Genomic DNA, 26434 nt, shown 5'->3' on the forward strand with positions numbered 1-26434 from the left:
TATAAACATTTGATGAGGATAAACTATCATGACGATCGCTCTAGACCGCCCACAAAAAACCAGGTCTGCTCAAATTCGGGAAAAACTTGGTTATCCGATCATTGACACCGATGTACATACCCAGGAATTTGAACCAGCAGTCTTGGATTACTTAGAGCAAGTTGGTGGAACTGCGCTTGTCGAACGTTTCAAAGAAAATTTACCAGGATCTTCCCGTTTTAAGTGGTACAAACAAAGTTGGGAAGAACGTTTTGCTTATCGCACCAATCGCCCTAACTGGTGGGGTCGTCCCACAAAAAATACTTTGAATTTGGCTACCATTAGCTTGCCCAAGTTGCTGCACGAACGCTTGCAAGAAGCAGGTACAGACTTTGCCGTGGTGTACCCCAACTTGGCAACAATGGCCCCAAATATCGGCAACGAAGAAATGCGGCGGGCTGTTTGTCGCGCAGTTAACACCTACCATGCTGATATTTTCCGCCCTTATAGCGATCGCTTAACACCCATCGCCGCCATTCCCCTGCACACTCCCGAAGAAGGGATTGAAGAGTTGGAATACGCGGTGAATGTTCTCGGACTCAAAGCAATTCAAATCCCCGGTTATGTTCGTCGTCCAATTCCTGCCTTTGAAAAGTATGGCAAAGAAGTCGCTAACGAAGTGGTTTGGATTGATAACTTTGGCTTAGATAGCGAGTATGATTACGATCCATTCTGGGCTAAGTGCGTAGAACTGAAAGTTGTACCCACAACTCACGCTTCTAGCCAAGGTTGGACAACTCAGCGTTCTGTCACCAACGCTCAGTACAATCACATTAATCACTTCGCCTTTGCAGCAGAAGCATTATGCAAATCGCTGTTCTTTGGTGGAGTTACCCGCCGCTTCCCACAATTAAAGTTTGCCTTTTTAGAAGGTGGTTCAGCTTGGGGTGCTAGTCTATACGCCGATATTATTTGGCATTGGGAAACCCGTAACAAACAACATTTGTTGTCAAATAATAATCCTGCGATTATCGATAAGGAAGCATTGGTAGAGTTGTACACCCGCTACGGTGGCGAACTGGTAGATGGACGCTTAGATCAAATTGGTGACGGTTTAGGATTCCATCATCAACTATTAGCGCCAGAAAATCCAGGCGAACTCGACGAATTTGAACTAGCAGGAATTGAGAAGCCAGAAGATGTGCGCGATCGCTTTTTGAATCATTTCTACTTCGGTACAGAATCAGATGATACCCGTGTCAGCCAAGCCTTTAATCGTGCAGCTAATCCCTTTGGGGACAGAGTTAAAGCATTCTTAGGTTCAGATTCCGGTCACTGGGATGTGCCTGATATCACCGCCGTTACTGCCAACGCCTACTCAATGGCAGAACGCGAAATCATTACCGAAGAAGACCTCCGCTACTTCCTCTCAATCCATCCCTTGGAGTTGTACACCAGTCTCAATCAAGACTTCTTCAAGGGTACAGGTGTTGAGAAAGCCGCAAATGAATATCTGGCGGCTAAGAAATAACTGTCATTAGTCATTAGTCATTGGTCATTTGCAAAGGACAAAGGATAAAGGACTAATGACAAAAGACAATTACAACGTTCCATGTTCCATTTCCTCTGTTCACTTGTAGCGTGGGCCTTGCCCACTCTACATTTCTCCTAAATTCTGTGTCTAATATCAACAATCTGTACCTTTATTGCATCGGTTTGCACCTTTGATGCATCGGTTTGCACCTTTGATGCATCGACTTGCACCTCTATTGCATCGGTTTGCACCTTTGATGCATCGATTTGTACCTTTATTGCATCGGTTTGCACCTTTGATGCATCGGTTTGTACCTTTATTGCATCGACTTGCAAAAACTAACTTACACAAAAATGATTTAATTATGGTGCTAGATATTACAAAACCAAAGGATTACGTTGACCTAGCAACTTCTCTATCCAAGGAACTTGCTCAATCCGCAGTTGAACGGGATGCTAAAGCTGGAGTTCCAGAAGAGGAAATTAATAAACTGCGTGAAAGTGGACTGCTACCACTGATTGTACCTAAGCAATATGGTGGGATTGGAGCTACTTGGATTGATGCTTTAAAAATTGTCAGAAAGCTATCGAAAGCAGATGGTTCAATTGGTCAATTATATGGTAATCATCTCAATTTGACGGCTTTGGGTCACGTTTCCGGCACGCCAGCCCAAAAGGAAAAATATTATAGAGAAACTGCTAAAAATAATTTATTTTGGGCAAATGCCATTAATACAAAGGATACTAGACTGAAAATTAATCCAGAAGGTGAGAATTTTCGGATTAATGGTGTTAAAAGCTTTGGTACAGGTATTTCCGTTGCAGATTACCGGGTATTCTCCGCTTTAGAAGATGGCGTAGAATTGCCCTTCATATTCATAATTCCCAAAGACAGGGAAGGGTTAGTTTCCAATCACGATTGGGATAATATTGGGCAACGTCGCACAGATAGCGGTAGTTATACATTTAATAATGTCCTAGTAGAAAAAGATGAGATTTTGGGGCCACCAAATCCCGCTGATAGCGCCTTCTCAACTTTTCTTGGGATTATTGCCCAGCTAACAAAAACCAACGTTTATCTAGGAATTACTAAAGGAGCCTTCGCCGCTGCTCGTGATTACACTAAAACTACTACTCAACCGTGGATTACATCAGGAGTAGATAGTGCTACTCAAGACCCATATATCCTGCATCATTACGGAGACTTTTGGATTGAAATTCAAGCTGCGATCGCACTAGCTGACCAAGCCGCTGAGAAAGTACAAGCAGCCTGGGAAAAGGATGCAGAACTGACTCATCAAGAGAGAGGAGAAGTTGCGATCGCAGTTTCCGCAGCCAAGGCATTAGCGACCCGTGTAGGCATAGATATTACCAACCGCATTTTTGAAGTTACTGGAACTCGCGCCACAGCAACCAAATATGGATTTGACCGTTACTGGCGAGATTTGCGAACCTTTACCCTACACGATCCTGTGGACTACAAATTGCGTGCGATCGGCGATTGGGTACTCAACGATCAACTACCTGTAATCACCCAATATTCTTAGGGCATTGGTTATTTCTCTCTCCACCTTTATCCCCAAAGACGCGATGAATCGCGTCTCTACAAAATCCAAAATCCAAAATTGATATGACTCAACTAAAAACACTTCCTACCTACGACCCAAGTTTATTTGAGGGAGCCGCAGAGGGCTACGCTCAATATAGAACCAAATACCCACCGATTGTATTCGACAAATTAGCCGAAATATTTAATCTCAATGGTCAAGGACGACTCCTTGATTTAGGTACTGGCCCAGGATTAATTTCAATTGGTCTACGAACCAAATTTGAAGAAGTTGTGGCGATCGATCCCGATCCAGAAATGATTGCAGAAGCTAAACGGCAAGCAGCAGCAGTTGGAGCAAATAATATTACTTGGTTAGAACAAGGAGCAGAATTAATTGACTCTAGTTTAGGGAAATTTAAGTTAACCACAATTGGTAGAGCCTTCCACTGGATGGAACGCGAACTAGTGCTTGAGCGCCTTTATGAATTGCTAACTGATGATGGTGCATTAGTACTGCTTCAGACTGGTGATAACCCTTGGGAAAGTAATCTACCTTGGAAACAAGCTGCTGTTGGAGTAGTGAAAAAATGGTTAGGTGAAGAACGCCGAACTGGGCAACGAGGACAAGGCACTCGTAAGCCAGTCGATCCTCCCCATGAAGTCGTCATTGGCAATTCGGCTTTTGCTCGCCAAGAAAACTATGAAGTGCCATTTGAAAAATCTTGGACTGTCGATAGCTATCTCGGCTATTTATACACTACAGCCTTCTCTCTGAAAATTTTCTATGGTGATAACGCCCCAGCATTTGAAAAGGATCTCAGAGAAGCGTTACTCGCAGTTGAGCCGTCTGGACATTTTACAGAAGAACTCCAAGCTACAATTCTAGTCGCTTGGAAGCACTAGCAAAATTGCACGCAAATAAAACAGAGCTTCATTCACAAATTTCAATCTTCCACTAGCACGACATTGGAGTGGGTCTTTCTCACTCCACTTCCTAAATTTTTGCCTCCTAACTATTAAATTCTCAGTTCCTCGAGTCGTTTTAGGGTGGGTTATACCCACCTATTTCTTAAGTTAATAGATAAAGCTTTTTGAGTAAAAAGTATTTTTTAATTATTAAATAACTTAATAAAAAAGATTTTTTGTTTTTTACATAGCAATTAATCATCATGTTTTAACCACTTAGAGGGAAATCAATAAAACAACCCATGCCAGCTTTAAAAGGAAAGTTTGAATTCAGAAAAAGCCAGAGAACAACACGTCGTTCCTTATTGTTTGCTCTGGGCTACTGCTTAATGCTATCGACGGCCCTATCAAGTTGTGGTGAAGCAAAAAATAGCACTCAGCAGTCACCAGCTTCCCCTGAGTCGGTAGCTTCATCTAGCACTACAGAGAAGTCAACAGAGAAACAAGTAGTACGGATTGTACGTTCAAAACAACTTACTGCTCTAGCAGTTTTAGAAAAACAGGGTTCCTTGGAAAAGCGATTAGAGCCTCTGGGTTTTAAAGTACAGTGGCCTGAGTTTGCTGCTGGGCCACAACAGCTAGAAGCCTTGAATGCAAATGGACTAGATATTGCATCTACAGCCGAATCGCCTCCTGTATTTTCACAAGCAGCCGGAGCACCTCTTGTTTATCTAGCTACTACACGCCCTAGTGGTAAAGCTATTTCACTTTTAGTTCCTGTCAACTCTCCAGTTAAAAGTGTTACTGATTTGAAGGGTAAAAAAGTAGCTTTTCAGAAAGCTTCTATCGGTCACTACTTATTAGTTAAAGCATTAGAAGATGCCGGACTAAAACTGAGCGATGTCCAATCAGTTTTTCTCACACCGCCAGATGCAAATGCGGCATTTAGTCAGAGTAAAGTAGATGCTTGGTATATTTGGGAGCCATTCGTTACCAGAAATGTAGAAAAGAAAATCGCTCGTGTTTTAGCAGATGGTGATAAGTTGCGGGATACTGGAAACTTTTACTCAACCTCGCGCCAATTTTATCAGGCTCATCCTGATGTTATCAAAGTGTTTCTAGAGGAGTTAGAAAAGGCAGAAATCTGGACTAAAGATCATCCCAAAGAAGTTGCCCAACTGCTGGCTCCTGTGACTCAGCTAGATCCACCAACTCTAGAAATAATGCATAAGAAATATGACTATGGGTTAGTACCAATTACTGATAAAACTATTACCAAGCAACAGGAAGTTGCAGATAAATGGTACAGCTTAGGACTTATCCCCAAAAAGGTGAATGTTAGAGATGGCTTTTTAACACCTGAAGAGTACGCCAAAATTACTCCTTCAGAGGTTCTAGCGAATAAGTAGTTATCTCAAGAAAAAATTAAAGCACAGGAGAATATTATGTCTACCTCGACTTTGACAAAGGTTAAAATTAGGTCTATCGATGCTCCTTTGGGAGCCATAGTTACAGATATAGATGCCAGTCAAGCGATCGCACCTGAAGTCATATTACAACTTAAAGAAGCTTTGCGCGATCGCCACATTTTAATCTTCAAAGACCAAAAGCTCTCCGATGAACAACTTTTGAACTTTTCTCTATACTTTGGCGCACTCTTTGTACCATCTGATGAAACTCCAGTATTGGCTTCTAAACCAGGAGAAACTCCGGTAGTAATTCCGATTTCCAATGTCGATGGTGGCTATACTGGTACTGGAGAATTAACTTTCCATTCCGACCACAAATGGACTCCTACCCCATCTAGTGGTTCGCTTCTTTATGCATTGGAAATACCAACTCATGGTGGAGATACTTATTGGTTAAATACTAATTTAGCTTATGAGGCATTAGATGAAGCCACCAAAGCACGGATTGCAGATTTACAGTTAATTACCTACAACCCATTTTTGCGAGATCGGAATGCACCCCGTTCTTTGTATCGTTTAGACAAAAGTATTCCTTTAATCAGTCCAATCTTTCCCCATCCTTTAGTTAGGACACATCCAGAAAGTGGTAAAAAGCATCTTTACTTAGATGCTGCTACAGAAGTGGAAATTGTCGGGTTAGAGCCGGAAGAAGGATCTAAACTGATTGAACAGTTGAGACAACATCTAAATCAACCCAAGTTCTACTACCAACACAAATGGTCTGTAGGCGATATTGTCTACTGGGATAATCAAGCTACCTTACATTACCGTCAAGCATTTGATCCAAATGAGCGACGAGTCTTAAAGCGGGTTAGCCTTGCAGGTAGTCGTCCTTTTTAGGATAGCTCAGAAGATTCAGCTAATAGGCATTTTTTAATACATTTTATTGGTCAAGAGTCAAGAGTTATTCTGGGTTTGTGACCAATAAAAATTGTCTAAATATCATCCTCTATGCTTGTAAATTAAAAATAGTAAAAAAATGTTTTTTGTTTAAAACAAGTGTTAATAAATACTTTATTTGAAGACCAAATTTGATACACTATAGACTGAGATTGATAGTTTTTAGCACTTATTAAAAACGCTAAAACGAAAATTATTAAATTTAACTAGAAAATATTATTGGACTTTTAAAATCTTTGCAAAGGCTAAATTGGTATTGATGTAACTACTCTCAAAGCGATTCATAGTAAAGCAGTATATGGTCTGCTACTAATCACCAACGAACTTGTTAACAAACAACAAGAAATAGCTGATTGATGGTATGCACAAAGACTCCTCCCAAAAAAGGTTAATGTCAAAGATGGAGTACTTACTCCAGAAGAATATGCAGCATTCACACCTGATTCAATTAAATCTAATAAGTAAATAATTGTAATAATATTTAAAATTTTGGATAAATTAAGTTTTAACGCAATGTTTAAAAATCAGTAGCTAATCAAAAGTTGAGGTGCAAAAATGTTTAATAATTTGGGGAATGCTAAGATAACAGTAATCAGTAAATTAGCCTTATTTGTCATACCTGGATTTGTAGCTTTATCTACGACTTTAATCAGTTGTACGTCAACTGTATCTAATACAGATACAGGAATTACTAAAGCAAAAACAGTAGAGGCTAAGACTATAAATTTTAAAACAAAGGTGCTGCGAATAGGATATCAAAGCTCTGGTGATTTAGTTAGAGTCAGAGGAGTTTTAGAAAAACGTTTGCAGCCTTTGGGCTTGAAAGTAGAGTGGTCACAATTTGCTCAAGGGCCACAACTCATGGAAGCGATGAATGTGGGCAAAATTGATATTGGCTCAGTTGGAGAAACTCCTCCGATATTTGCTCAAGCTGCGGGTGCAAGAATCATCTATTTGGCTGGTAGAAGACTTGGCCCTAATTCAGGTAAAGGTAGTGCGATCGCAGTTCCGAAAGGTTCTCCAATTAAAACTTTAGCTCAGATTAAAGGTCAAAAAGTAGTCTTTCAAAAAGGTTCGGCTTCTCACTATTTTATTATCAAAGCCTTAGAAGAGGTAAATCTAAAATATAGTGATATTAAAGTTCTGAGTATGCCCAACGTTGAAGCTCGTGGTGCATTTATTCAGGGAACTATTCCAGTTTGGGTGACTGGCGATCCTCATTTAGCTTTGGTAGAAAAACTCTACGGTGCCCGTGTATTGCGAGATGCTACAAATATTGGTACTCCAGGGGGATATTACATCGGAACACGTGAGTTTACTAAGGAAAATCCTGAATTAGTTCGCATCATCCTAGAAGAAATTGATAAAAATGGTCAATGGGCAGAAGCGAATCGTAAAGAAGTAGCCAAACTCATAGCACCTGTACTCAAAATTGATTTACCTATTCAGGAAGTAATTTCTAGCCGTGCTAATTATCGGCTGAGAGGAATCACTCCAAAACTAATCCAAAGTCAACAAAGTGTTGCTGATTTGTTCTATAAGGAAAAAATCTTACCCAAAAAGATTGATATTAAAGAAGCACTACTAACACCTCAAGAATATGCAGCTATCACTCCCGAAACACTCATCAGTGAAAAATAAATAGATGGGGATTGGGGATTGGGGATTGGGGACTGGGAAGAGGTAAATAGGTAGCGGCAGGTTTATTCAGCGATTAAATTGGCGATCGCATTTATTAACTCGGCTGGCTCTACTGGTTTGGCAATATGCTTGTTAAATCCGGCTCTTAGCACCTGCTGGGCGTTCATTTCTCCAGCATAGGCGGTAAGTGCGATCGCTCGAATTTGCCCTCCCTGCTCTGGTGGCAATGTTCTCAACTGTCGCATGAACATACATCCATCCACGTCTGGCATCCCAATATCGCTTAAAAGTATATCTGGCAAGGATTGGGCTAAAGCAGCTAGGGCTTCATTGGCTGATGTTACTGCTGTCACATTTGCCCCATATTGCTCTAATAAGAAGGCAATAAATTCTCGCGTATCTGTATCATCATCCACTACTAAAATTTTGACACCATTCAAATTAGAGTATGGCTCTGAGTCGCTACTGTCTTGTTTAATCTCTAATTGATTTTGCATTAACGGTAATCTTACAGTAAAAGTTGCCCCCTGCTCTTCGCCCTCACTTTCTACCTGGACTGTTCCACCATGCAGTTCGACTAAGTGACGAACGATCGCTAATCCTAACCCCAATCCACCAAATTTTCTGGTGGTGCTGCTGTTCTCTTGGCGAAAATATTCAAACACGTAAGGCAGAAAATTAGGGTCGATGCCTTTCCCTGTGTCGCTGACTTGAATCAGTGCTGAGTTATGAGTGCTGGGTGCTGAGTTCAAATTAGCACATGATGATACTCGAATATCAACCCGTCCGCCTTCTGGTGTAAACTTAACCGCATTTGAGAGCAGATTCCAAACGATTTGCTGCAATCGGCTGGAGTCTCCCAAAACTTGCCCCAAATTTGGTTCTAGGCTGATGTGCATCTCAATTGATTTAGCTTCTGCCGATAGCCGCACTGTCTCCATTGCTGCGGAAATCACAGATGTCAAATCAACTGGGTAGATATTCAAGCTGATTTTACCTTGTAAAATCCGGGAGATATCCAGTAAATCTTCAATCAGTTGAGCCTGTAACTTCGCATTTCGCTCAATAGTCTTCAGCGCTTGAGGAATTGTCTTTTCATCAAGTTTTTTGGTTTGGAGTAGCTTTGACCAACCTAAAATTGGGTTGAGTGGCGATCGCAATTCATGAGAAAGTACTGCCAGAAACTCGTCTTTTATCCGGTTAGCGTTTTCTGCTGCTTTCCGGGCGGTTTGCTCTGCCTCGTATAGACGGGCACGTTCCATCGCTTGAGCGCACTGCTGTGCTAATGCCAGCATAAAGGCTTGGTCATCCTGATTAAACTTCTGAATTTCGGTAAAAGCTAGAGACATTCCACCGATGGCTCGTCCCTCGATGATCAATGGAATCGAAATCCCAGCGCCGTAGTTGGACTGGGCGTATTCCTGAGCCAGATTTGGAGCAACTTTTGTTGTGGTTGGTTGCCAAATAGGCTGCTTAGTTCTTACTGCTTCTGCCAGTGGCGCGGATGGATTAATCGAGAATCGACGCGATGAATCTACTATTTCTTGTTGTTCGCCAACAGTTCGGACAATTTCTAATTCAGTACCGTTTTGAGTCAGTAGTGCGACAAAAACAGAACTAGCTCCCAAAGCTGCCATACCTTGCTCTACAATTACTTCAGCGACTTGTGTCGGAGTTAGAGATTCAGAAAGTGCAGCGGTAATGGCTTGCAGACGGGTAGTGCGAGATGCTGCGTGTAAAGCCGCCTGTTGAGATTGCTGTGCTTCTCTGTAGAGTCGGGCATTATCAACTGCGATCGCCGCCCGGCCAGCCAACTCCTCAGCTAACATCAGGCTTTTGGTGTCGTAGCGACGACCTGAAGAAGATACCAAAGTCATCGCTCCCAGCCCCCGTCCCCGAACTATTAGCGGTACACTCATACCAGATGTCGGATTTAGTTCTTGCAAGATTTTTAGATGAGTGGCGTTGTGGCTTAACCTTTGCATCTGTTCATCAGAAATCAAATGAATAATTTTTGATTTGCCTGTCCGTATTACCTCAGCAACACCTGCTGTTTGGGCCAAATCAGGCGGATAATTTTGTAACTGTTCTACCAATTCTTGTTTCTCTGGATTGGCATGGGCTGCTGCAACCCGATGGACTAATTGATTGTCACAAATGATATCAACTAAGCACCAATCAGCGATTTCCGGCACTGCCAAACGCGCCAAACCTGCTAAGGTTGTCTCGTAATCCAATGATGCAGCCAAAATCCCACTAGCCTCAGCCAGAAAACGCTGCTCCTCTTCCACCTGCTTGCGCTTAGTAATATCTCGCGAAGACGCCTGCATCTCTAAAATTTCTTGAGTTTGGCGATCGCGGATAGCTCGAATAGTTGTTTCCAACCAGATATAATGTCCCTCTCGGTGACGCGCTCGGTGAGTAATGGTATAAATATCTGGTAAATCACCATTGACTGGGTAATGTCTCGCCATCTGTACCAAGTCGTCTGGGTGAACTAACTCATGGCTGGGATGACCGACTAGTTCCTCTGGTTGATATCCCAGCACCGTGTAGCAAGCTGGTGAAAGGTAGAGAAGAATTCCATCGACTGTATGGCGGGAAATAATATCAGTTGAATTCTCAGCCAGCAGCCGAAAACGCGCCTCACTCTCGCGCAGTTTGGCCTCACCCTGCTTGCGTTCGGTAATATCGATGCACATTCCCACCCATTCGCGGATTTCGCCTGTTTCATCGAGTATCGGCACACCGCGTATATTCATATAACGATATTCGCCGTCATGCCGCAGAACTCGATACTCGGCAACTGCAACGCTGCGTGTCGGAAATGCCTGTTTCCAAATTTCCACCATCGAAGAACGATCCTCTGGGTGCAGAGCTTCAACCCAACCCCATCCTTTATATTGTTCGAGACTTTGCCCTGTGAACGCCTCCCAGGTAGGAATCTCATCAACGACGTTGCCCCAAGGTGCTGCCCTCCAGACAATCGATGCGCTTGCCTCTGCCAGTGAGCGGTAGCGTGCTTCACTATCGCGCAGTGCAGCTTGCTGTTCGCTCAAATCTTGCTGCAAGTCCCTAACCTCTTGAGCTTTCAGGTTATCACTCATTTTTAAAAGTATTTGGCTAAAAGCACCTCACCAGGTTCTCCCATCTGGTATAGTAGCTCTTTAATTTGTTTCATGGCCAGTGGCGAAGGTTGTGTGCGTCCGTTTTCCCAGCGATTTATAGTGTGGAATGAAACCCCTAACATCGTTGCCAGTTTTATCTGTGTAAATTTGAGGCACTGCCGAGTCTCACGAACCAACTGGGCAATTCTTAGCTGTTCGATTGCAGGCATAAGCTAAATATATTTTGATTTTTCTACTAGATATTGCAATATAACAGATGCTATAACTCTGACTGCACCTATCTAGGGTATATAGGTAGCCCTATCAAAATGGGTAGAAATTTTATGAGTCCCTGTATAGCGGTTCCCATTCAGATGCGGTACAAAATTATATCGCGAGTTGTAGGGGCACGGCACTGCCTACAGGTGTACTTCGCTACGCTATAAGTTGGTGATTATGTACTACATCAACTATCATGCAAGCTATTTAAGCTAGTAATAGAGTTGTTTCAATCCAGGGGATGAGAATATGAGGGTTTGGCTTGCCTGCTTTTTGGTGCTGTTTGCCTTGGCGGAACTGTTTGACTGGTTGCAAGAGTTTAATTTGCCATTACCTATCTATATTTTGGGTGGCACTTTTTTAGCTGTTGCTTCTAACTATGATAGGATTTTTGGCTCTTATTTTGCTGATTCAAGCATTGAAGCATCACTTGAACAACCTCAGTTAGATTCACTAACCCCATCTGCGAATCCTATTTCTTTCCCAATTACCAATCCTGTTGAAGATACTCAAACATCTCAAACAGATGATTAGCCGATCGCTTGTCTTATTTTCTAGTTGAGGCTACGCGTCAGCTTGCTTTCAAAGTAGGAATATGCCAAAGTCTCTAACTAGCAAGTAAATTGCTACATTAATAGAAGCTCAGGTTAGCTAGCTTTTAACCTAGAGTCTAAAAATTGACTTCTGCGCCTGCAACATCTACCCAATTCAGGCTACCGCCGCAACGCTGTGATTAGTGGACTATTAGAAAAACTCCGTGTCCCCTTTGTCAAAGTTCAGGATTCCCGTGAAACTTCCCAGAGCAAAAGCTGGCTGCAAATTATTTTTGTTACCAGTGTAGGAGTCACCGCCTTGATCTGGGGGGTTCGTGAACTCAAATGGTTACAGCCTTGGGAGTTAAGAGTTTATGACCAGATGTTGCGATCGCGTCCCGCACAAGCACCCGATCGGCGAATTTTGCTAGTAAAAATCACTGAGGAGGATCTTAAACGAGAGAAATGGACTCTATCAGATCGGACAATCAATCAACTGTTAAAGAAAATAGAGTCTTATCAACCACGAATTGTTGGTTTATACCTTTTTCAACCAGAACACAACAATTTGGCGGCTAATGTTCAAAATCAAGATAATATTATCAACACCTGTTTGTTCAGCAGCTTGGGTAGAGATGAAATTCCACCGCCGCCTAATGTCCCTATAGATAATGTTGGGTTTAGCGATGTGGTTGCTGACAATGAAAACGACCAAATTGTCCGCCGCAGTTTGTTATTTGCTTACTCTACAGACAAGAAATGTACAACATCATTTGCATTTGGTGCATTAATTGCCATTAATTATCTAGAAAAACAAGGTATTGAATACCAGTTTACTAATAAAGGAGATTTTCAGTTAGGGAAAACCCTGTTTGTACGTTTACGAGCTAATTCTGGTGGCTACCAACATCTGGATGCAGATGGCTATCAAATATTATTAAATTATCGTCACCCTAACAGCCTTGCGGAGCAAGTAACCCTTACACAAGTTCTCAGTGGCCAAGTTAACTCTAGTTTATTTAAAGATCGTCTTGTAATCATCGGTACTACAGCAGCTAATCTTCCTCCAGGTGGCTTTTATACGCCCTACAGCGCTTTGCCAGATCAACCAGCCAGAATGCCTGCTCTGTTTATTCATGCACAGATAGCAAGTCAACTCATCAGTACAGTGTTGGATGGGCGATCGCTAATTTGGTACTGGCCCGATTGGGTGGAAGTTATTTGGATATGGGGCTGGTCGCTTTTAGGTAGTGTTTTAGCATGGCGATCGCAAAATCCGTTGCTTTTACTAGTGGTAGTAGGGATAACTCTACTTGGGTTAGTATTAATCTGCGTTGCTTTATTTTTGCAAGCCGGATGGATACCGTTAATCCCCTCTGCTCTTGCCTTCGTAATTAGTAGTATCTGTGTGATTGCTTATACTAACTACCAAAATCAGCGACAAACTCAGGTAATTATTCTGCAAGTTGAAAAACAACAAGAAGCGATCGCCCAATTAAATGTCCTCTTAGAAGATAAAACAGCAATCCCCGACTCCTATCTTGACTTTCCTCCCCCAGTTGATTCACTAGAAATAAAATCAGGTGATTTGCTTTTAAGTGGACGCTACAAAATCTCTAAAACTCTCGGTGCTGGGGGATTTGGTCGCACTTATTTAGCACAGGATACTCAACGACCGGGGAATCCTACTTGTGTAGTTAAAAAGTTAATGCCAGCCCGTCAAGATACAAGATTTTTGCAAGTTGCTCGCAGGTTGTTTAATAGTGAAGCTGAAATTTTAGAATCTTTGGGTAAACATCATCAGATTCCTGAACTACTTGCTTATTTTGAAGATGACCATGAATTTTATTTAATTCAACAATATATTGAGGGACATACCCTAAGTGAAGAATTACCACCTGTACAGAATGTGCAGAACGAATCATTTGTGATTGATATGCTCAAACAAGTTTTAGAAGTTCTAGAATTTGTTCACCAGCATCGAGTGATTCATCGTGATATCAAACCGACTAATATTATTAGATGCGCTGAAGATAATCGGCTGGTGTTGATTGACTTTGGTGCTGTGAAATTGATGCAACCGCCGAGTAGTGAGCAAACAGAATTAGCCACAGTAGCCATCGGAACGCGGGGTTATGCACCTCCAGAACAATTTGCTGGTCATCCCCGGTTGTGCAGTGACATTTATGCTTTAGGAATGATTGCTATTCAAGCCATAACTGGGATACCACCGCAAGAACTTCATCCAGATCCAGAAACGGGGAATGTGATGTGGCGACAAACCGTGCAAGTGAGCGAAGGATTAGCAGCAATTTTAGATAAGATGGTTTGTTATCATTTTAGCGATCGCTATCAATCAGCCGCCGAAGTTTTACAAGATTTGAAACGGGTGTAGCCTTAGCGATTAGAAATTACGGCTGAACTATAATTAATTACACAATGTCATTGCGAGTGAAGCGAAGCAATCGCAAAGGCTGGGATTACTTCGCTCTGCTTGCAATCACTGTAAATATTTTTGTTTATCTACACTATAGGCTGACAATACGATTGTTTTGGGTTGCATTGCGATCGCATCGACTAACAATGCGATTGTTTTGGGTTGCATTGCGATCGCGTCGACTAACAATGCGATTGTTTTGAGTTGCATTGCGATCGCGTCGACTAACAATGCGATTGTTTTAGGCTGCATTGCGATCGCATTGACTAACAATGCCATTGTTTTGGGTTGCATTGTGAAATTATACTTTCGCACCCCACTTTGCTTTCGGTAAAATTGCTAAAATACACTACAAAAGCAATACATGGTTGCGGCAAATGCTCAAGCGGCTTTGGCGGTGGCTCAATAAGTTTTTTCAGCGCTTATTTGGCAACAAGCAGACTCCTCCCTTGAGGGAACATAGGAAAGTAGAACCACCGAAACAGCTAACAGATGCAGAGTATGAATCGTTGTTTCTCCAGTTGTTGGCAGAAGTCAATGACGGCTTGAGTAGAGGAGGGGCAAAAGATTTCTTGGCTGCAAACCGCATCAATGAAGCTAAGTTGGTGGAGTGGTTGGGGGGTTTTGGCGAAAGATTGTTAGCTTCAGCTACACCGAATGATGAGTTAGCAAGGCGGATGGTGCGGCTGGGTGAGTTGAATATTGGGGAAGTTAGTGTTGTTGCTTATAATATTGGGCGGCGGTTGGGGGGAGGAGAAACGAACCGCAGAGGCGCAGACGACGCGGAGGACACAAAGGGAAGAGAAAAAAAAGGGATTAAGCAAGTTGATGTTGTTAGTGAATCTACTACAGATAAAGCAGAAGCTTGGTTTAATCAAGGGGACGTGCTGTATAGTTTAGGGCTATATGAACAAGCGATCGCACTCTTTGACAAAGCTATTGAAATTAAACACGACTACCACGAAGCTTGGCATAACAGGGGTGTGGCGTTACGTCAATTAGGGCAATACGAAGAAGCAAACGCATCTTTTAAAACAGCCTTCAATCAACAAGCCTCAAAATTTCAACCCCAAAATCACGTATCTTGGTGTAGCCGTGGAGATATGTTACTTAGTTTGAGGCAATATGAAGAAGCGATCGCATCTTACGACAATGCTATCGAATTCAAACCCGAAGACCACAACGCTTGGTATCAAAGGGGTATGGCGCTGTATAATTTAGGGCGATTTGAAGAAGTGATCGCATCTTGTGACAATGCCCTTAAATTCAAACCTGACGACCACGATGCTTGGTACAAACGGGGTAATGCCCTGGCTAATTTAGAGCAATATGAAAAAGCGATCGCATGTTGGGACAACGCACTCAAAATTAAACCCGACTACCACGAAGCTTGGAACGCCCGGGGTTATGCGCTGGCTAATTTAGAGCAATATGAAGAAGCGATCGCATCTTATGATAGTGCCCTCAAAATCAAACCCGACGACCACGAACTTTGGCACAACCGGGGTTATGCACTGGATAATTTAGGGCGATTTGAAGAAGCGATCGCATCTTATGATAGTGCCATCAAAATTAAACCCGACAAAGACAAAGCTTGGTACAACCGGGGAGTTGCGGCGGGAAACGCAACTGGAAAGAGGATAGATTTATTTTTCACATTCACTTTATCTAATGCAGCAGCACCAAACCTAGCTTTAAAATTTAACAATCCTGATTTAAACCAGCGTGGCTATGAGGGGAAATTGGCAAGCTACGAGGAAGGGTTGAAGCATTGTCAGCAAGACATGCATCCAGAAGGTTGGGGAAAATTGCATCAGGCGAGAGGTAATGCTCATTACTTCCAAGGGCGAGAAAATTCTCAAACCCGCTATTGGCACAAAGCTGTTAACAGTTACAAAACGGCACTGCAAAGTCTTACAGCAATAGATTTTCCTGAGTTGCATCTGGAAGTTTTGCAAGACTTAATTCGCGTTCAGTTGGATTTGAGGGAAACAGCCGAAGCCACAGAACTCCAGCGACAGGGTACTGATTTATTGCGGCGCTTATTAAATGAACCAAATCGCTCTGATCAAAGTAAAAAACAACTAGCTCTAAAATTTGCCTGGATTCAACAGTTAACTGTTGATTTAGCAGTGCAATCTGGAGATTTGCTGCAAGCGATTGAATTAGCAGAAGAGGGCAAAAACACCTGTTTGCGTTGGCTTTTGGATGGATGGAGTGATGAGAGTTCATCTCTGAGTTATTCAGAAATGCAATCACTGCTGAATCCTTCAACTGCTATTGTTTATTGGCATCTCAGTTCTTACGCCTTACACACCTTCACCCTAAAACACAACGCGCCATCACCAATTGTCCCAAGAGAAACCGAGTTTATAACTCAGGCGCGACGCTTACAAGATTTTGAAGGCTGGGTGAAAAATTGGAATGAACAATATTCTGATTATCGCAAAGGTAAAGATCAGCAAGGTGACAAAGCAATCACTTGGCGCGACAACTTACCCGAAATGCTTCGCCACTTGAGTAATATCCTTGATATCAACGCTGTTATCTCAGAAATACCAGAAATTACTCACCTAATCCTCATTCCCCACCGCGACTTACACCGCTTCCCTCTCCATGCACTCTTTCCACCTGAATTCACCATCACCTATCTACCCAGCGCAAAAATTGGCTTGATTCCTCGAACTCCCCTGAAAAAGCAGGACTATCATTTGCAACAGCTACTCAGCATCGAACATCCCAACAGCAAAGATTATCCCTTACTGGAGTTTGCCCAAATTGAATCGGAAGCGATAAGCCAACTGTTTCCTAACGCCACTCGCAAGCGTTCTGAAAAAGCGACAAAAGCAGAACTAATAAACGCTTTATCCCAAAACTATAATATTTTTCACTTTACAGGGCATGGCGAATACAATTTTCAAAATCCGGCATTATCTCACTTAGCCTTAGCAGGTGAAGATAAGCTAACTCTCGCGGATATTCGCAATTTAAATTTGCAAAGCTACCAACTCGTCACTCTAGCAGCTTGCGAAACCGCGATTACAGGTAATCACACCATCGCTACAGAATATGTCGGGCTTGTCAGTGGCTTTCTGGGTTGCGGTGTGGCTCATGTTGTTAGTACGCTATGGACTGTAGAATCAGCCGCTAGTGCTTTGGTGATGATGCAGTTTTACCAATTTCTGCAACAAGGTAAATCAGAAGTGGTGGCTTTGGCTAAGGCTACTCAATGGCTGCGAAATGTCACAAATGCAGAACTTGCAGAATGGTATGCAGCGCAAATTGCTAAATTGCCCCAAAATGAAGGTATTATTCGTCCTTTTTTACAAGATCAGTTAAATGATATTAGTATCAGACAAACAACCGATCAACCTTATAGTCATCATTACCACTGGGCAGCTTTTACAATTATTGGAGCTTTTTGATCGTGCAACCTTTAGAAGCCTATAATCTCAAAGCTTTTGTCTTTGCATTGTCTTACCTTGATGCACCATTAGCAGATGATGTGCAAACCCAGGTTAATCAAGTAAAAATTCCCGATGACATTGGTAAATTGGATGCGATCGCCCGCAATTACCCGCCCTTAGCTCAACATTATCAAGCTGTTCGTCAAAATTTAGCACAGAAAACTCAAATCCGCAGCAAAGGGCCTTTACCTGCTGAAATTAATCAGGCTGCTGAACAGCAAAGCACAGAAATCAATAATATTCTTGTTGCCATTGATGAACAGATGGATGAGGAAGAACTCACTAAAATCGCTACACAAACTCTGCAATCTCCTGATTCTGTCAGTACATTAAAAATATTGATTCGTTCCTTAAAAAAGTTTATATCATGAATCAACAGGATCATCTCATTTACCCCACTGTTGATTTATTTATCTATGACCTACAACAAGGTTTAGGACAAACAGATGACCAAATCAACCAAAATCGTCATTATTTTTGGCGTAAAATTAAACCAGATTTAAATCAAGATTACGATAAAGTTAAAGATGATGATTTGCTTAAACAACTCGCTACTTTAGAAAAAACAGAAGCAGATTACGTCGAGTTACTAAGACCACAAAAACATAAAAAATTCCAACCAGATATAGCAGGTTATGATTACGCACTGCAACTAGGTGATACCTATGCTCTGCAAGTAGATGGCGGTGTTAGCGATGAACTCAGCAAACCTATCAGCCAATTTCAAGATATTAAAAAAAATATAGAATCTCGTATCGATCACCAACAAGGGAAAATTGGTCAAACTTGGTATGTTTGGGGACAGTTGGAAAAGATTTATAATGATGAAGAAATTAAAGCGATCGCTAAACAATGCTATCTGCAAATAAATCCTGATTATCAAGGCGAAATCAATTTAAAAAGCCAAGGGACTTTTTTAGGTGCGACTGCATTTGACATCTGGGAACAACCTAGTGATTGGACAGATGAACAAAGTTTTAGAAATAGTTTTCATTTGTTAATATGCTTGTTTCCACCACAGCGATCGCAGAAGGAGATTACAGAAACTATTGCTAAAGTATATTTTGATTTAATTCGTTTATTTTGCTATCGCCATAAAATTCTTTGGGCTTACTACCAAAGCCGCAAATTAAAAAATAAACTCAAGACAGATTTTCACCAAGTACAAAAGACAGTTAAAAAAATCAGCGTTTTAGGGCAAGAAATAAATCAAGGAAAACCTAATCTTGAGGAATTACAAAAAACCTTAACTGATACGCTGACAATCCTATCGCAATACGCGATTAATTTAAGCTATCTGGATGACCAAGGACGCACAATTAAAGTTAATCTGAATAATTACGACAAACGGCTAGAGAAGATTTCACGAGAAAACAGCAACAGCCAGCTTCAATTTATGCAACAATTCAGCGAATTTAGTACTGAAAAATATCTCCAGCAAATCGAGACAGATTATATTAACCTCAGTCCAGGCTTAACCCTGCTACAAAATTTAATTAATACAATTCAAGGTACTATTGACATTTACCAAGCAAAAAGCGATCGCAACTTAGAAAACTTCATCGGTAGTGCAGGGATCGGATTAGCAACCAGCCAAATTGCATCTTCAGTATTGGTTGCTCAATATCCACCGAGTAGCAAAATTCCATTTTTCCTCACAACAGCTTTCGGTTGGAGCGTTTTTGCTGGAGTGCTTACCAGTATAATAGCCTGGATATTCTTTAAAAAAATTCGCCGCTAATCACTCTTGGCTTTGCGTCCTTAGCCAGCAAAAAAAATCGCCCCCTGAATTATTCAGGAGGCGCATCACCAAGGTGGTGTAGAGACGCAAGATTTTGCGTCTCTAGTTTTAACTAGCAACGTATTCTTTGACATTGGCACGACGGCGACGCAGATGAGCCAAAGCTTGATGCTCTAACTGACGAACCCGTTCGCGGCTGAGATTCAATCTCTCACCCACTTTCGCCAATGACATTTCATTACCATCTTCTAAACCAAAGCGTAAAGCTACAACTTCTCGCTGTTGCGGGGTTAGTTCCGCTAGCAGGTTGTTCAAGTCTTGGCGTAAGAATTCCTGGTTGGTGTAATACTCTGGTGATGGGCCATCATCTTCGAGCATTTCTTGCAACTCAGTATCCTGGTTCTCACCAACTCGCACATCCAAAGATACTGGTTGACGAGCCATATTCAGGTACTCGCGAATCTGAGCAGGTTCTAGTTCCAGTTCTTTAGCAATTTCGGCTGGAGTGGGCGATCGCCCCAAGGTTTGAGCCAACTCGCGCTGCACTTTTTTGATTTTGTTCAGTTTTTCGGTAATATGGATTGGTAAGCGGATAGTCCGTCCTTGTTGAGCGATCGCACGAGTAATTGCTTGGCGAATCCACCAGTAAGCGTAAGTTGAGAACTTATAACCCCTCATTGGGTCAAATTTCTCCACACCTCGCTCTAATCCTAGTGTTCCTTCCTGGATTAAATCCAGAAACTCCATATTTCGCTTTTGGTATTTTTTGGCAATAGCAACGACCAAGCGCAAATTCGCTTCGATCATTTTTTGCTTTGCCCGCTTACCTTGTGCTACCGTTTGTTGTACTTCAGTTTCCGATTGTTGAACGTGGTCAGCCCACTCTGACATATTCGGTTCGCGTTGCAGTTTCTTCGCCAAAGCTTCCTTGGCGTCGATAAGCGTCATCATTTGTTGCACCTGCTTCCCAAAGACAATTTCTTGTTCACGGGTTAGCAGTGGTACACGACCAATTTCTCGCAGATAGGTTCGCACCATATCAGCCGTGAATTTGGTGTTGAGATTTTCCGTTTGGGTATTGACAGTAGGCATTGGTGCGATGTCCTCTACTCCGTAAACACAATGTATGTTTTCTTATTAAAATGGATTGGAAAAAGTAGTACATCTATCACGAAATATCGGGAGCTACCAAAAGCAATAAATCAATTGATACAGCCGTTGTTAAGACGGTAAGCCCCCAATGATAGGTTCCCCTACCTTCCCTAAATTTTCAATCTTTTATAAGCACGCTGGTTGTTTTTGAGAATTCTTCTTTTGAGCAGTTACTGACAGCAACTGGCAAATCCGAAGTCGGTATGAGTTCTACTTAGCTTTATATTACGATAAATTAGGTAGATAGTAAACTATCTTAAGATAAAGCCTATAATTATAATTCAAAAGCGGTCGTTCGGTAAAAAATTTTTAAACTTCCTTGAAATTACTGACTATATATATAGTGACGCCAAAAACCCCTCTTCTGTTGCAAAAAACTAGCCGGATAACCGAACTTAATTTGCTGTGACAATGGAGGGATGTCACGAATTAGTCATTGGTCATTGGTCATTAGTCATTTTGCAAAGGACAAAGGACAAATGACTAATGACAATCTAGAAACCAAGGTCAGCTTTGGCTAGTTCGGCAGCTGCGAATACTTCTGCGTCAGGTTTTTCTTCCCAGGCTGGCTCACCAATTTCTTCGTAGAAAGTTGCGTCGTAAGGTCGGGTACGCACTACTACTGGCATAGGAACAGCGTGACCCAAAATTAAGGCTTGTTGTTTCGAGTCTAACTTTGCCAACACCGATCGCAGTCCGCTACCACCAGATACACCCGTGAAAATTGCGTCAATGTCTTTTTCATCATTAAGCAAAGCGGTAATCCGAGTCCCGATCTGGGACATAACCTCATTATCTATGCCTGACGGACGTTGATCAACTACCAAAAGTGTGACAAAGTACTTCCGCAGTTCGCGGGCAATAGTCCCAAAGATTGTACTTTGTACAATAGCCGGGTCAAGGAAACGGTGCGCCTCTTCAATGGTAATCATCAATGGCGTCGGGCGATCGCTAGGATTTTTGCTTTGCAGAAATTTATCTGCTTTCTTGACGTAATGCTCGTGAATCCGCCTGGTGATCATATTCGTCACCAACATATAAGAGAGCATATTAGACTGGGAACCAAATTCTATCACAACATTCTTCCCAGATTCCAGGCATTGGACAATTTTACTAATATAATTTTGGGGGCAAACTGCTCGCATATACTTCAAGCTATCCATCCGCAAGAGTTTGCGCTGCAATGCCATAATCGAGCCTTTGTGTCCGCGCTTCTCGTCGCAGAACATCTCAATTTCTTCGTTAGTCATATTCAGCAACTGGACAATCCAAGACTTGCCAAACTCGCTATACAAAATATTGGCGTTATCTAAGGCTGCGTCAGAGAGTCCTAAATCTCGGCTACATAACTTAATATCTTCAACTTCTATTTGCTCATAGCTCAAATAAAGTTCTTGAGCATCACGCACACCCCGACGCTTTGTCGATTCTGGGTCGAGGGTATAAACTTCTACCTTACTGGGGAAAAGTTGCTTTAAGCCCTTAACCGTATTGACGTTCTTACCTTCTGCAACGGCTTCCCAGCCATACTCGGAGTGCATATCAAAAATCAAATTTACTGCCGCATTTTTACGGATAACACCAGCTAAAAGTAGCCGCGTTAGAAAGGATTTACCAGTACCAGATTTACCAAAAACCCCATTACTCCGTTCCACGAAGCGATTTAAATCGATACAAACGGGCACATCCATATCCAAAGGTTTACCGATGGAAAAATTGCGCCTTTGGGGGTCATCTTCCCAACCAAATACCCGGCGAAAATCGTCAACACTGGCTTCGTAAACTTGACTAAAGTGGCTAGGAATAGTTTTAACGGGTAACAATTCCATCGTCGTACTCGTTTGTGGCACAAATGAAGCCAAACCCGTCATTGATGGGACGAAAGGATTTGCCGATTTGCCATTTGTTGGGGAGAAAGATTCTTCAGTTTCGGGAGTGAACATCAACATCGGCGCGAGGTTGATAGTACCATAAGTACCACTTCCGGCTAAAACATCCCGTAAAAAAGTATCTTCCCAACTGGGGGGATTAGCTATAATTCGCGCATTAGCAGCTCCCAATGCTACATCTGTCAGCATACAAAAAAAACGCGATCGCATCCCTTGCACAACAAGAAACTTACCTACCCGCATATCTTCTACAGAAATGTCAGGATGCAATCGGACTTCTAAACCTTCAGTTAGAGAACCTTGAATGACCGAACCTAATGGCTGTGCCGAATTTATCTGATTAGTCATTGGTCATTTGTCATTTGTCATTTGTTTTTCTTCCCCCATGCCCCATGCCCAATTCCCCATGCCCAATTGTCTAATCAATCTGAATCGAAGTTGGCGCACTTCCCGTTGGTGGAGTGGTAGTAATTAACGGTCTGCGGAATTGGGCGTAAAGGCGATCGCGCCAGGTAAAGAATGGTTCATAATCTATATTCTCGGCAAAGATTGGCAATCCTTTACCTCTAATAGAAGCTGGTAAATCCAGATAGGGGCCAGGGGGAAACTTGAGCAATATCGATAAGCCAGCCACAGCTAAGTCAGCTAAAGTCGGCTCATCTCCCGTTAAATAGGGACTATCTGCCAATAATAACGTTAGCGCTTCCAAGTCTTGTTTTAAAGATGCGATCGCTGACTGGATTACATCTGGGCTATAACCTACGCCAAAACCCAATAGTGCCACTAAGTCACTAGGTACTCCTTGAACCAGACTTTTAAATATATCTGGTGTTGAGGTAGGTAATAAAGACTTACGGAAATTTTGATCTTGACTTATGGCAGCAAATAGTGCTTTGCGACCTTTGATGCCTATGGACTCATCCGCCCATTCTTCTATTAATAAAGTTAAACCCCGTTGTTTGGGATCTTGCGGTATTATTGGGCGATCGGGATACTCTAAGTCTAAATACTTAGCTATCTCCGTAGAATCCGCAATATATTTATTACGATCCTTTAATACTGGGACTTGTTTCTGACCAGTCAGCCGGAACAATTCTACCTGTCCAATCCCAGGTGTCACCTCTATTTTGCGGTAATCTAGTCCTTTAAAATCTAGAATTAGGCGAACTTTCTCTGAGTATTGAGATAGTTCCCATTGGTATAATTCCAGCATGTATTGTATACCTTGTAACTGGTCAACTTCTTAACTTTATAATTGTATCTTTAGTTAATGTAATTTTTCTTGACATTAGGGAGTAATTATCAATTTAATTGATATCAAGGTTGAACTCATGCCTGATTGTTGGTAGAACTATCGATTTAAAAAAATATTGTTTTCTGATTAATTAAAATATCAAATAGCTAAATAATTTAATTTGGCATATATAAAAAAACCTCACCACTCAGTCGTGAGTCTTCAGCTGTTACTTTAATTTCTGTCACCGTTAACCTATGTTGAGATATTTCGGTGATTAATCTCTGTGATTTTGTCAAATAATCAATGCTTAATTCAGAGATATATCCTTCTGGCCTATGGGGTTGAGTATTTTTGAATTAACTATTAATTTACGTACAAGTTTGTATATAAATTGGCTTTGAATTGGAATCTTGATCCGAGCTTATTCTAACTCACAACTTGTAGATGTAAGATTTTCACGGTTTACTATAGATGACGATAGCTCAAGTGGAGTTTTTTAACTATTTTTGGTGTGATGGAGAAAATTTGCTCAATTTACATAAAATATATGATAGATATATTTCATACTCGTCAGCGTCAGCCGAAGTCGAATATTTTACCTCACAAGCACAAACCTATTCTGAGAAAAAATCTTACTTCCCTCTTCAGTTAGATTTTGTGCATAGCAAAATGTTATAAATCTTTATGTAACGTGTGGACAAAAAGACAAACAAAATTTATGAAGACAAATTACAGCAAATTGCTGACCACGTTGGCAGGCATAGCAGGATTGAGTAGTTTCAGCGTCCTCATTACTTTACCATCTGACGCGAAAGAGGCACTAAATCCTAACCCCAGTATTTTCAACGAAGCCCCTTATAACCAGGGTCAACGCCTTCAAGCAGACGCTCAATACACACCTGCTGAGGCTATTTCTCAAATAGAAAAGGGCAATACCAAACGCAAACCTGTAGCACAGAATAGCGGTGGAACGCTAAATCCCAAACCAAGTATTTTCAACGAGCCTCCCTATAACCGTGGTGGTGGCGCTACACCTAGTGAACCTACACCCCGCACCCCACGTCCTATCCCGGAAACTCAACCTACCCCACCATCTACTGGGACACCTTCTACAACTCCACCAGGGCCAGGGGCAAGCGACAATCAAGGCAAAAACTTGTTAGCGTTGGCAGAATCAAACGCTTCCTTTACCACCTTAACCAAGGCCTTGAAAGCAGCAGGATTGACTGGAGCTTTGCAAGGTAAAGATAACTTAACTATTTTTGCACCAACAGATGCAGCTTTTGCTAAATTGCCACCAGATGCTTTGCAAGAATTGCTAAAACCAGACAACAAAGAAGTATTGCTGAAGATTTTAACTTACCATGTAGTACCTGGTAAGGTATTGTCCAGTGATTTGAAGTCTGGCGAAGTTAAAAGCCTTGAAGGCGGCACAATCAACGTTAAGGTTGATCCTGCTACTGGTGTTACCGTGAATGATGCTAAAGTCACACAGGCAGATATCACAGGTACTAACGGCGTAATCCACGCAATCGATCAGGTGATTTTACCTCCTGACTTGTAGTTGTAAGGTATCAGCACAACTGGCAACATAACTAGATTTGCATGAAATATTAATCTGTTAAAATTCCGTTCAGATGTTAATTTTGGACGGTTTTTTTGTTTCCAATCAGCTTTTGATCTTCATCTTGCATTTCTAAAAGTTCAGGAATAGTAACAAACCTATAGCCCTGTTTCCGAAAGTTGGCAATAATTTCTGGCAAAGCTTGCACAGTTTTAGAGCGATTACCACCACCATCATGCATTAGCACAATTCCACCTGGCTTGGCCCTTTTAAATACATTATTAATTAATTTTGGTACAGCAGGACGTGAGTAGTCTACAGAGTCAGATGACCAGCGAATGATGGCATATTTGCTATTTCTAGCATAACTAGCCACCCCATTGTGCATAATTCCCCCTGGTGGTCGAAATAAATTTGTTTTAATCCCTGTCACTTGATAAATCAAGTCTGCTGTGTGGTCAATTTCATAGGCAGCTGCTTGGGGATTTAAGAATTGATACCAATGATGCCAAGTGTGATTACCAATTACGTGACCCTCAGCAATTTCCCGCTTCACTAAGCCTGGATAATTCTTCACGTTTTGCCCAATGAGAAAAAATGTCCCTTTGATCTGATTTTTTTTAAGAATATCCAGTACTTGCGCGGTACTCTCAGGCCATGGCCCATCATCAAAGGTGAGCGCAATTACTTTCTGTTCGGGAGTAAGTTTTGCCGCATCAACTATTGCCCCTTGAAAACGTAGTGGCACAGTATATGAAATACCTTTTGTTTGTACTTGTTGCTGCCAACTTTTAAGCATCGCCGCTTTTAGGTCTTCAATCTGCTGCTGAATTCCAACTTTGCTTGGTAGATTGTTTACATTTATATTCTCTGTACTTTGAGCATCAGAGGAGCTTGACTTGATGAGCATCATCGTGCTGGCACTCAAAATGCCACTCAAGACAAGCAACGTAATTAATATTTTTTGCAGACCATAAAATGACTTATTGTCGTTCACTTCATAGCTCCTTCAAGGTTGAACCATCTTTTTTTTCCACAATACTTATGGCAG

Annotated in this window: 19 protein-coding genes; 12 read left to right on the top strand and 7 right to left on the bottom strand. The window is 41.8% G+C overall.

The window, feature by feature from the left end; translation table 11 throughout:
• The first annotated feature begins 28 nt into the window (after nt 1-28).
• The 6 genes from HWQ44_RS01430 to HWQ44_RS01455 all read left to right on the top strand — a co-directional run bounded on the left by HWQ44_RS01430 (nt 29) and on the right by HWQ44_RS01455 (nt 7977).
• A complete protein-coding gene (locus HWQ44_RS01430; protein ID WP_100897324.1) occupies nt 29-1510 on the top strand; it encodes an amidohydrolase family protein in 1482 nt (493 codons plus the stop codon).
• Between the two features lie 196 nt (nt 1511-1706).
• Nucleotides 1707-3059 (top strand): acyl-CoA dehydrogenase family protein, encoded by a 1353-nt coding sequence (locus HWQ44_RS01435; RefSeq protein WP_292713985.1) that lies wholly within the window; start codon nt 1707-1709, stop codon nt 3057-3059.
• An 83-nt stretch (nt 3060-3142) separates the two neighbouring features.
• A complete protein-coding gene (locus HWQ44_RS01440; RefSeq protein ID WP_292713861.1) occupies nt 3143-3964 on the top strand; it encodes a class I SAM-dependent methyltransferase in 822 nt (273 codons plus the stop codon).
• Nucleotides 3965-4269: 305 nt separating this feature from the next.
• Nucleotides 4270-5376, top strand: coding sequence for an aliphatic sulfonate ABC transporter substrate-binding protein (locus HWQ44_RS01445; protein ID WP_292713863.1), 1107 nt, complete (start codon nt 4270-4272; stop codon nt 5374-5376).
• A gap of 36 nt (nt 5377-5412) precedes the next feature.
• On the top strand, nt 5413-6276 hold the full coding sequence (locus HWQ44_RS01450; RefSeq protein WP_292713865.1) for a TauD/TfdA family dioxygenase: 864 nt from the start codon (nt 5413-5415) through the stop codon (nt 6274-6276).
• Between the two features lie 615 nt (nt 6277-6891).
• Nucleotides 6892-7977: a sulfonate ABC transporter substrate-binding protein gene (locus tag HWQ44_RS01455; RefSeq protein WP_292713866.1), complete on the top strand. Its 1086-nt coding sequence runs from the start codon at nt 6892-6894 to the stop codon at nt 7975-7977.
• 62 nt (nt 7978-8039) lie between these two features.
• Here the strand turns inward: HWQ44_RS01455 and HWQ44_RS01460 are convergent, their stop codons facing one another.
• Together HWQ44_RS01460 and HWQ44_RS01465 are read right to left on the bottom strand one after the other, a co-directional pair.
• Nucleotides 8040-11084 carry a PAS domain S-box protein gene (locus HWQ44_RS01460; protein WP_292713868.1) on the bottom strand — a complete coding sequence of 1015 codons (3045 nt, stop codon included), beginning with the start codon at nt 11082-11084 and terminating at the stop codon, nt 8040-8042.
• A 2-nt stretch (nt 11085-11086) separates the two neighbouring features.
• Nucleotides 11087-11314 carry a helix-turn-helix transcriptional regulator gene (locus HWQ44_RS01465; RefSeq protein WP_292713870.1) on the bottom strand — a complete coding sequence of 76 codons (228 nt, stop codon included), beginning with the start codon at nt 11312-11314 and terminating at the stop codon, nt 11087-11089.
• A 298-nt stretch (nt 11315-11612) separates the two neighbouring features.
• Between HWQ44_RS01465 and HWQ44_RS01470 the strand changes: the two genes are divergently transcribed.
• A complete protein-coding gene (locus HWQ44_RS01470; RefSeq protein ID WP_292713872.1) occupies nt 11613-11897 on the top strand; it encodes a hypothetical protein in 285 nt (94 codons plus the stop codon).
• A gap of 195 nt (nt 11898-12092) precedes the next feature.
• Nucleotides 12093-14291 carry a CHASE2 domain-containing serine/threonine-protein kinase gene (locus tag HWQ44_RS01475; RefSeq protein ID WP_292713874.1) on the top strand — a complete coding sequence of 733 codons (2199 nt, stop codon included), beginning with the start codon at nt 12093-12095 and terminating at the stop codon, nt 14289-14291.
• Nucleotides 14292-14396: 105 nt separating this feature from the next.
• On the opposite strand, the gene HWQ44_RS01480 is transcribed toward HWQ44_RS01475, so the two are convergent.
• Nucleotides 14397-14627 (bottom strand): hypothetical protein, encoded by a 231-nt coding sequence (locus HWQ44_RS01480; protein WP_292713875.1) that lies wholly within the window; start codon nt 14625-14627, stop codon nt 14397-14399.
• Between the two features lie 83 nt (nt 14628-14710).
• On the opposite strand from HWQ44_RS01480, the gene HWQ44_RS01485 reads away from it, so the two are divergent.
• From HWQ44_RS01485 to HWQ44_RS01495, 3 genes are read left to right on the top strand one after another with little or no spacing between them, the layout of a single operon-like run.
• Nucleotides 14711-17758 (top strand): CHAT domain-containing tetratricopeptide repeat protein, encoded by a 3048-nt coding sequence (locus HWQ44_RS01485; protein ID WP_292713877.1) that lies wholly within the window; start codon nt 14711-14713, stop codon nt 17756-17758.
• A 2-nt stretch (nt 17759-17760) separates the two neighbouring features.
• Nucleotides 17761-18171 (top strand): hypothetical protein, encoded by a 411-nt coding sequence (locus HWQ44_RS01490; protein WP_292713879.1) that lies wholly within the window; start codon nt 17761-17763, stop codon nt 18169-18171.
• Nucleotides 18168-19541 carry a hypothetical protein gene (locus HWQ44_RS01495; RefSeq protein WP_292713881.1) on the top strand — a complete coding sequence of 458 codons (1374 nt, stop codon included), beginning with the start codon at nt 18168-18170 and terminating at the stop codon, nt 19539-19541. The genes HWQ44_RS01490 and HWQ44_RS01495 overlap by 4 nt, the downstream gene beginning before the upstream one ends.
• Nucleotides 19542-19649: 108 nt before the next feature.
• Here HWQ44_RS01495 and HWQ44_RS01500 read toward each other — a convergent pair whose 3' ends face one another.
• From HWQ44_RS01500 to HWQ44_RS01510, 3 genes are all read right to left on the bottom strand, one after another.
• Entirely contained in the window at nt 19650-20633 is a 984-nt protein-coding gene (locus HWQ44_RS01500) for an RNA polymerase sigma factor, RpoD/SigA family (RefSeq protein WP_292713883.1), read from the bottom strand.
• Between the two features lie 554 nt (nt 20634-21187).
• Entirely contained in the window at nt 21188-22930 is a 1743-nt protein-coding gene (locus tag HWQ44_RS01505) for an ATP-binding protein (protein WP_292713885.1), read from the bottom strand.
• Between the two features lie 70 nt (nt 22931-23000).
• The gene (locus tag HWQ44_RS01510) at nt 23001-23795 is read right to left on the bottom strand and encodes a glutathione S-transferase family protein (RefSeq protein WP_292713887.1); all 795 of its coding nucleotides are present in this window, start codon (nt 23793-23795) and stop codon (nt 23001-23003) included.
• Between the two features lie 742 nt (nt 23796-24537).
• On the opposite strand from HWQ44_RS01510, the gene HWQ44_RS01515 reads away from it, so the two are divergent.
• Nucleotides 24538-25383 carry a fasciclin domain-containing protein gene (locus HWQ44_RS01515; protein WP_292713888.1) on the top strand — a complete coding sequence of 282 codons (846 nt, stop codon included), beginning with the start codon at nt 24538-24540 and terminating at the stop codon, nt 25381-25383.
• 76 nt (nt 25384-25459) lie between these two features.
• Here HWQ44_RS01515 and HWQ44_RS01520 read toward each other — a convergent pair whose 3' ends face one another.
• Complete coding sequence (locus tag HWQ44_RS01520; RefSeq protein WP_292713890.1) at nt 25460-26380, bottom strand: polysaccharide deacetylase family protein; 921 nt, start codon at nt 26378-26380, stop codon at nt 25460-25462.
• Nucleotides 26381-26434 lie beyond the last annotated feature (54 nt).

The sequence above is a fragment of the Nostoc sp. JL34 genome, from assembly GCF_017114945.1.
Lineage (GTDB): Bacteria > Cyanobacteriota > Cyanobacteriia > Cyanobacteriales > Nostocaceae > Nostoc.